Genomic DNA, 7221 nt, shown 5'->3' with positions numbered 1-7221 from the left:
GATGCGATGAGCCTGGAAGCGGTGACGGTGAATGCCTACCGCCCGGCGGAGACGATCGGAGGGTCGACCAAGACCGATACGCCGTTGCGTGAAGTGCCGCAGTCGGTGTCGGTGATCGAGCGGCGCGAGATGGATCTGCGCGGCGTCAGGAATCTCAACGAAGCCACGCGCTACACCGCAGGCGTGCTGCCCGAGAGCCAGGGCATCGACAACCGCGTGGATGATCTCTACATCCGCGGTTTCGATGCCGGCAGATTCGGCACAAACGTGGTGCTGGGCGGCCTGCGCGCGCGCCTGCGCCGAAGCCTGGTGCAGGCGTTTCAGGTCGGCCAGCCCACCTTTCTTACTACTGTGCATTCTCCAGCCACCGCTGCGCGTCCAGGGCGGCCATGCAGCCGGTGCCGGCGCTGGTGATGGCCTGGCGGTAGACGTGGTCCTGCACGTCGCCGGCGGCGAATACCCCAGGCACCGAGGTCATGGTGGCCAGCCCGGACAGGCCGCTCTTGGTGATGATGTAACCGTCCTTCATTTCGAGTTGGCCTTCGAAGATGCCGGTGTTGGGCTGGTGGCCGATGGCGATGAAGGCGCCCGTGACGGCCAGGTCTTCGGTGGCGCCGGTGTCGGTATGGCGGATGCGCACGCCCGTGACGCCGCTGTCATCGCCCAGCACTTCGTCCAGGGTATGGAACAGTTTGAGTTCCATATTGCCGTTATTGACCTTGTCCATCAGCTTGTCGACCAGGATGGGTTCGGCGCGGAATTTGTCGCGGCGATGGATCAGGGTAACCTTGCGGCAGATGTTGGACAGGTACAGGGCTTCTTCCACGGCGGTGTTGCCGCCGCCCACCACGACCACGTCCTGGTTCTTGTAGAAGAACCCGTCGCAGGTGGCGCAGCCCGACACGCCGCGGCCCATGAAGGATTCTTCAGACGGCAGGCCCAGGTACTTGGCCGAGGCGCCGGTGGCGATGATGAGGGAGTCGCAAGTGTAGATATTGCCCGTGTCGCCCGTCAGGGTGAACGGCCGGCGCGAAAAATCCACTTTGGCGACATGGTCAAAAATGATCTCGGTGTTGAAGCGCTCGGCATGCTGCTGGAAGCGCTGCATCAGCTCGGGCCCCTGCACGCCGGTGGCGTCGGCCGGCCAATTGTCGACATCAGTGGTTGTCATCAGTTGGCCGCCCTGGGCCAGGCCTGTTACAAGCACGGGCGACAAGTTGGCACGGGCTGCATAGACGGCAGCCGTGTAACCGGCGGGGCCGGATCCAAGTATCAAAACTTTAGCGTGTTTGGGCGTGGACATAGGTAAGTATCTTTAGAGGGATGCCCAATTATAATGAGCCGCATGCCGCGTATTTCAACTGCTTCCCCGCGCGCCTCGCGCAACACCCGAAACGGCCCTTCGCCGCTGCAGACGCGAATTTCCGCCCTGCTGCGTGAAGCGCGCTGGATTCTGTTCGCCGCGCTGGCGGCTTGGCTGACACTGGTGCTGGCCACCTGGTCGCCCGCCGACCCCGGATGGTCCCATTCCGTGCCGGCCGGAGTCATCCATAACCGCGGCGGCACGCTGGGCGCCTATCTTTCCGATATCCTGCTTTATCTGTTCGGTTATTCCGCCTGGTGGTGGGTGGTATTGCTGCTGCACCGCGTGCGTGCCGGCTACCGCCGGCTGGCCAGCCACCTGCGCGCCTCCGACGGCAAGCAGCCCGAGGTACTGCCCCGGGTGCACTGGGAAGAGGGCGTCGGGTTCTTCCTGGTGCTGGTGGGTTCGCTGGGCATCGAGGCCCTGCGCCTGTACAGCTGGGGCATGCACCTGCCTGGCGGCACCGACGGTGAAAGCGGGGCGGGCGGCGTCATCGGCCAGATGCTGGCCGGCTGGCTGTCCGAAGGCGTGGGTTTCACGGGCGGCACGCTGGCCTTGCTGGTACTGCTGGCGGTGGGCCTGAGCCTGTTCTTCTCGTTTTCCTGGCTGCACGTGGCCGAACGTGTCGGCGCCTGGCTCGAAGGCCTGCTGCGGCGCGCCCGCAATTCCTACACCGCCCGCCAGGACCGCAAGGTGGGCCAGGTGGCCAAGGCCGTGCGCACCGAGCAGGTCGAGGCCAAGCACGAAAAACTGACCCACGAACAACCCGTGCGCATCGAGCCCGCCATTACCGTGGTGCCGCGCTCCGACCGCGCCGAAAAAGAAAAGCAGCAAACGCTGTTCGCGCCGCCCGCGGGCGAAGGCGATCTGCCCACCATCAGCCTGTTGGACGCTCCTGCCGCCAACCAGGAAACGGTATCGGCGGAAACCATCGAGTTCACCTCGCGGCTCATCGAGAAAAAACTGGCCGATTTCGGCGTGGCCGTCACCGTGGTGGCCGCCCAGGCCGGCCCGGTCATCACCCGCTATGAAATCGAGCCCGCCACGGGCGTGAAGGGCAGCCAGATCGTCAACCTGGCCAAAGACCTGGCGCGCGCGCTCAGCCTGGTCAGCATCCGGGTGGTGGAAACCATACCCGGCAAGAACCTCATGGGCCTGGAACTGCCCAACCCGCGCCGCCAGATGGTCAAGCTGTCCGAGATCCTGGGGTCGCAAACCTACCATGCCAGCCATTCCACGGTAACAATGGCGCTGGGCAAGGACATCGCCGGCAATCCGGTGGTGGCCGACCTGGCCAAGATGCCCCACTTGCTGGTAGCCGGCACCACCGGTTCGGGCAAGTCGGTGGGTATCAACGCGATGATCCTGTCGCTGCTGTACAAAGCCAGCGCGGCCGACACCCGCCTTATCCTCATCGACCCGAAGATGCTCGAAATGAGCGTCTACGAAGGCATTCCGCACCTGCTGGCGCCGGTGGTCACCGACATGCGCCATGCCGGCAACGCGCTGAACTGGTGCGTGGGCGAAATGGAAAAGCGCTACCGCCTGATGAGCAAGATGGGGGTGCGCAACCTGGCGGGCTACAACAACAAGATCCGCGACGCCATCAAGCGCGAAGAACCCATCCCGAACCCATTCTCGCTGACCCCCGACCAGCCCGAGCCGCTGGCCCCGCTGCCCACCATCGTGGTGGTCATCGACGAACTGGCCGACCTGATGATGGTGGTGGGCAAGAAAATCGAAGAGCTCATCGCGCGCCTGGCGCAAAAGGCGCGGGCTGCCGGCATTCACTTGATCCTGGCCACGCAGCGGCCCAGCGTGGATGTCATTACCGGCCTGATCAAGGCCAACATTCCCACGCGCATTGCCTTCCAGGTGTCGTCCAAGATCGACTCGCGCACTATTCTCGACCAGATGGGCGCGGAAACACTGCTGGGGCAGGGCGACATGCTGTACATGCCGCCGGGCACCGGGCTGCCGGTGCGGGTGCACGGCGCGTTCGTGCACGACGATGAAGTCCACCGCGTGGTGCAACACCTGAAGGAGCAGGGCGAGCCCAACTACGTGGAAGGACTGCTCGAAGGCGCGCTGGAAGGCGAAACCGGCGACGGCGTGGGCAGCGTCACGGGCATGACCGATACCGAAAGCGATCCCATGTACGACCAGGCTTGCGAAGTGGTGCTGAAGCATCGCCGCGCGTCCATTTCGCTGGTGCAGCGCCACCTGCGAATTGGTTACAACCGTGCGGCCCGGTTACTCGAGCAAATGGAGCAATCGGGTATGGTGTCGGCAATGCAATCCAACGGCAACCGAGAGATCCTGGTGCCGTCCAAAGAGGAAGCCTGATGCCTGGTCTACGCCGGCTGGCCGCCACGGCCGCGCTGCTGGTGCTGTGCCCCATGGCCGCCCTGGCGGCCGATGCGCGCACGCAATTGAAAACCTTCGTGGCCGAAGTCAAAAGCGCCACGGGCAACTTCAAGCAATCCACCACCGGCCCGCGCGGCGAAACGCAACGGGCCCAGAGCGGGGCGTTCGCGTTCCAGCGGCCCGGAAAATTCAAGTGGGCCGTCAGCCAGCCCTATGAGCAGCTGGTCGTGTCCGATGGCCAGCAACTGCACCAGTACGATCCCGACCTGGCGCAGGTCACCGTGCGCAAAGTCGACCAGGCCATCGGCACGTCGCCGGCCGCCATTCTGTTCGGCTCGGGCGACCTGGAACAGGCTTTCCAAGTGTCGCCCCTGCCGGCCCGCGACGGGCTGGAATGGCTGCGCGCCAAGCCGCGCAATGCCGACGCGGGCTTCGCCCAGGTCGACATCGGCATGAAAGACAATCTGCCCGCGCGCGTTGAACTGCTGGATGCGTTCGGGCAAACCACCCGGGTTGAACTATCGGGCATCCAGTCCAACCCGTCGCTGCCCGCCAGCGAATTCCGCTTCACCCCGCCCGCGGGCGTGGACGTGGTCAAGATGTAACGCCGTCCGCGGCCTGTAGATGCAGCAGGCCGTCCACCGCGACCACGCCGTCCCGTTGCACGAACAGCGGGTTGATTTCCGCTTCGGCCACCCGGGCGCCGCTTAGCAGGGCCAGCCGCGAAAAGGCCACGATGGCATCGGCCAGGGCCTGGCAGTCGCCTTCGGGAAGCCCGCGAAAACCGCGGATCAGCCGCGTGGCGCGCACTTCTTCGATCATCTGCATGGCCTGGGTGCGGTCCACGGGTGCCAGCCTGACCGATACGTCGGGCGTCAGTTCGGCGGCGATGCCGCCCGCGCCCAGCAGCACGATGGGCCCCACCAGCGGGTCCAGCCGGTAACCCAGGATAAGTTCCAGCAGCTTGTCTTCCATCTGTTGGATCAGGATGCCATCCAGGGCGGCTTTGGGCGCCTTCCGGCTCACCTCGGCCAGCATGTCTGCCGCCTGGCGCCGCAGGTCGGCCTGGTCGCGGATGCCGATGCGCACGCCGCCCGCGTCGGTTTTATGCGCGATGTCGCGCGACGATATCTTCAGGGCCACCGGATAGCGCAAATCGTGTTCCAGTCCGGTGGCTGGCACCAGCCGCGTGGCCGCCGTGGGGATGCCCAGCAGGCCGAACACCTGTCCGGCCTCGTACTCGGTCAGCGCCCCTGTGGCGGGCAAGCCGGCCGGCCATTCCTGGGCCGGGCCCTGGCCTGGCGGCGGCGGGGCGGCGGCGGGGCGATTCATGAATAAGGCCAATGCCTCGGCGCAGGACTCGGGGGTGCGGAAGCCCGCTATGCCTTCGCGCTGCAGCACGCGCAACGACGCCATGGCTTCGGGGGCCAGGAAGGCCACCACCGGCTTGTCGTCGGATTTGCGGGCTTGCACCAGCGGCTGTACCGCGAATTCGGGATGGAACTGCGCGGATGAGCCCGCCACGCTCAAGACCGCGTCGCACCAGTCGGCCGTTAACAGGTTTTCCAGCAGGTCCTGGTATTGCGCGCTGCTGGCCGCCAGCGTCAAGTCGATGATGGGGGCCTGGCGCAGCTTCAGGCCGCGTCCCGCCATGTGCGCCACGAAATCATCGGGCGGCGTGGCGGCCACCAGGCCGCGCAGCCCCAGATTGTCGACGACCGTGGCGGCGCCGCCGCCCGTGGTGGTGATGACCGCCACTTGCGGCGCGCGTTGCGGGCGGGGGGCATGGCGTCCGTAGCGCTGCGCCAGCGGCACGATTTCGTACAGGGTCTCGAGTGATTCCACGCGCAGCACGCCATGCGCGCGCAGGAAGGCATCCACCGCCACATCATTGCCCGCCATGGCGCCCGTGTGCGATTGCGCCAGCGCCTCGCCCTGCGTCGAACGCCCCAGCTTGTAGGCAATGACGGGTTTGCCGGCGGCCTGCGCCGCGTCCAGGGCGCGCGCCAGCACGGGCGCGTCGCGCAAGGTTTCCAGGAACAGCAGGATGGCGCTGGTCTGGTCGTCGCAAGCCAGGGCGTGGACGATTTCCCCGACGCTGATATCGCTTTCGTTGCCCACCGATACCGACTTGGCGAAACCGAAACCGCGCGCACCGGCCCGCGACAGCAGCGAACCCATCATGGAACCGCTTTGCGACACCAGGCTGAGGCCGCCGGACGGCAGGTCGTCGGATTCGAACACGGCGTTCACCGACAGGATGGCGCCGCTGTGCACATTGGCCAGCCCGATGCTGTTGGGGCCCAGCAGGCGCAAGCCCAGTGCGCGGGCCTGCGCCACCAGCGCTTCCTGCGCGGCGCGGCCTTGCGCGCCCGTTTCACCGAAGCCGTCGCTGTATATCGTGACCACCTTGGCGCCGGCCCGCGCGCAGCCTTCCAGCTGTTCGGCCACTTTGGGGCCCGGCACCATGACGAAGACGTGATCCACCGGCCCCGGCAGCGCGGCCAGGTCGGGATAGGCGCGTTCCCCCAGGATTTCCGGGCGCGCGGCATTGATGGGATATATGTGCCCGGTATAGCCATGCTTGCGCATGAAGCGCAGCGGCCGGGCGGTGTTCTTGGCGGGATCGCCTGAAGCCCCTACCAGCGCGACGGCCTGGGGGGCGAGCAATGCTTGGGCAAACGTACCGTTCTGCATGGGCAACTTGAAAGTGGGAAGGGGGGTTACACCGGCAGGTGCAGTTGCAGGTCGCGCACGGCCAGCGATTCCAGGCGCCAGGCCTGGTCGCGCAATTGGTTCGCGCGTTCCTGCCCCAATACCGGGGCGACCAGTTCGTTGAACTTGTCGTTCAGGTCCGCATCGCTGAGCGGGGCTTCGGGGTCGCCCTTGCGGTAGGGGGCGAAATGTCGGTGGACGGCGCCATCGCGCGTGCGGATGGCAACGCGCGCGGCCCGCTGGCCCGGAAAGGCCGCCGTCAGTTCGGGGTCGGCGCGCAACTGGATGCGGGCCATCAGTTTGCGCAGTTCCGGTTCGGCCAGGCGCGCCGGCGCGAAGGCGTCCAGCCGCACCGATCCGTAGGCCAGGGCGTGGGCCACGACATAGAAAAGGCTGAACTTGCCTTCGAAAGGCGTGCGCGGTTCGGCGTTGCCAGTAACGTCCAGCGTGGTCTGGTAGGCATCGACTTCGATGCTGTCGACGTCGTCGGGCCTGAGTCCGTGTTCGGCGCGCAGGGCCAGCACGGCATCGATGGCGGCGAACGTATGGCCGCAGCACCCGTGGTTTTTCTGGGTGATCTGCAGGATGTTGTAGTGTTCTCCCAGCGCCCGGGTGGCTTTGTCCCAGTCGGGGTTGTCGGCCAGGGCGGCACCGAAACCCACCGGGCCGTCCAGCATTCCGGCCGCGCCGGTCAGCCCATGGGCGGCGCCCAGGCCGGCCCGCACGCCGACGTTGGCGGCATTGCCCGCATGCAGGGCCTTGGTCATGGCGTCGGA

At 66.3% G+C, this 7221-nt stretch carries 5 protein-coding genes and 1 pseudogene; 3 read left to right on the top strand and 3 right to left on the bottom strand.

Going from position 1 to position 7221, the window contains the following annotated elements; all coding sequences use genetic code 11:
• Positions 1 to 414 (top strand): TonB-dependent receptor plug domain-containing protein (locus tag LPZ50_RS19265; RefSeq protein WP_230663833.1); only part of this gene is annotated, 414 nt, incomplete at its 5' end.
• On the opposite strand, the gene trxB is transcribed toward LPZ50_RS19265, so the two are convergent.
• A complete protein-coding gene (gene trxB / locus LPZ50_RS19260) occupies positions 347 to 1303 on the bottom strand; it encodes a thioredoxin-disulfide reductase (RefSeq protein WP_230663830.1) in 957 nt (318 codons plus the stop codon). The genes LPZ50_RS19265 and trxB overlap by 68 nt on opposite strands.
• A 42-nt stretch (positions 1304 to 1345) precedes the next feature.
• On the opposite strand from trxB, the gene LPZ50_RS19255 reads away from it, so the two are divergent.
• Positions 1346 to 3709, top strand: a complete 2364-nt coding sequence (locus LPZ50_RS19255; RefSeq protein WP_230663827.1) for a DNA translocase FtsK — start codon at positions 1346 to 1348, stop codon at positions 3707 to 3709.
• Positions 3709 to 4335 carry an outer membrane lipoprotein chaperone LolA gene (gene lolA / locus LPZ50_RS19250; RefSeq protein WP_230663824.1) on the top strand — a complete coding sequence of 209 codons (627 nt, stop codon included), beginning with the start codon at positions 3709 to 3711 and terminating at the stop codon, positions 4333 to 4335. Before LPZ50_RS19255 ends, lolA begins: the two co-directional genes overlap by 1 nt.
• Here the strand turns inward: lolA and LPZ50_RS19245 are convergent.
• Positions 4325 to 6427: an acetate--CoA ligase family protein gene (locus LPZ50_RS19245; protein WP_230663821.1), complete on the bottom strand. Its 2103-nt coding sequence runs from the start codon at positions 6425 to 6427 to the stop codon at positions 4325 to 4327. The two genes, lolA and LPZ50_RS19245, sit on opposite strands and share 11 nt — an antisense overlap.
• A gap of 26 nt (positions 6428 to 6453) precedes the next feature.
• Positions 6454 to 7221: pseudogene (locus LPZ50_RS19240) on the bottom strand (MmgE/PrpD family protein); the annotation flags it as partial.

Origin of the sequence: Bordetella petrii (assembly GCF_020991325.1) — a bacterium.
In the GTDB taxonomy this organism is placed as follows: Bacteria; Pseudomonadota; Gammaproteobacteria; order Burkholderiales; family Burkholderiaceae_B; genus Bordetella_A; species Bordetella_A petrii_E.
The sequence above is the reverse complement of the archived record's forward strand: the minus strand, read 5'-3'. Positions and strand labels throughout refer to the sequence as shown.

Bases quoted from the DNA above. Each gene is read 5' to 3' on its own strand.
- lolA (WP_230663824.1), top strand. From the start codon at position 3,709: ATGCCTGGTCTACGCCGGCTGGCCGCCACGGCCGCGCTGCTGGTGCTG.
- LPZ50_RS19255 (WP_230663827.1), top strand. From the start codon at position 1,346: ATGCCGCGTATTTCAACTGCTTCCCCGCGCGCCTCGCGCAACACCCGA.
- LPZ50_RS19245 (WP_230663821.1), bottom strand. From the start codon at position 6,427: ATGCAGAACGGTACGTTTGCCCAAGCATTGCTCGCCCCCCAGGCCGTC.
- trxB (WP_230663830.1), bottom strand. From the start codon at position 1,303: ATGTCCACGCCCAAACACGCTAAAGTTTTGATACTTGGATCCGGCCCC.